This is a genomic window from Eubacterium sp. OM08-24, from assembly GCF_003438075.1.
Classification (GTDB): domain Bacteria; phylum Bacillota; class Clostridia; order Oscillospirales; family Acutalibacteraceae; genus Ruminococcoides.
In genome coordinates this window covers 1-698 of sequence record NZ_QSTA01000020.1, presented here as the reverse complement: position 1 = coordinate 698, position 698 = coordinate 1, and the positions used below count along the sequence as shown (strand labels likewise).

The window sequence follows — 698 nt, the reverse complement described above, 5'->3', positions numbered from 1 at the left end:
GATAAACAATAATTTAGTAGCTTAAAGGTCAATGTCGGAGACATCAAGTTTGCCAGACATAAGTTTGGGTAATAATTTATCACGAGTTTCTGCGAGTTTTTGATTTTCCTTGATATTATTCTCTATTGTGTCGTACATAGGAGATACAATAGAGCAAAAAGCTTGGATAGTTTTCTCATCTGGTACAATAATATCATAAGTCAAAGTAATACTCGGAGTAGCTCGTTGCCTACTATTTGTTGAACCCGTAGTATGTGAACACAAAAAAGCTGAAAATCCTATACTATCAATAATTGAGTAAATAAAATCTCTATTCAAAGGATTTATTGGTTCATATACAATAAACTCAGTTGAACAAATCGGATTATCGGAAATACAGTAAGGTCTCCAAATTCTTTTGGTATCAGGATTGAGCTTTGAAATCATTACCGAATTTGATGATAGCCGGTATTTATTGCTCTTAATACCATTAGAAGTTTCAAATACCGGATAACGCTTTTCGTCATAAGCAGGAATACTATAATGCTCTACTTCAACATTTGGGTTCTTGGCAGGCGAAAATACCTCTGTTGAAATCTTCGCAATAGAGCCAAGCTGCGAGACTTTCCAATCTGAGGGCATAATCCCATAATTTAGTTCAAAGTCTACAAACCAAGACTTGAAAATAGCCTGCGCTTGCTGCTCTAAATTATTGTTTA

At 34.7% G+C, this 698-nt stretch carries 1 protein-coding gene; it reads right to left on the bottom strand.

The features are described 5' to 3' along the window. Nucleotides 1-21: 21 nt before the first annotated feature. A partial coding sequence (locus DXC23_RS12295; RefSeq protein WP_147329147.1) for a restriction endonuclease subunit S occupies nucleotides 22-698 on the bottom strand: 677 nt, incomplete at its 5' end.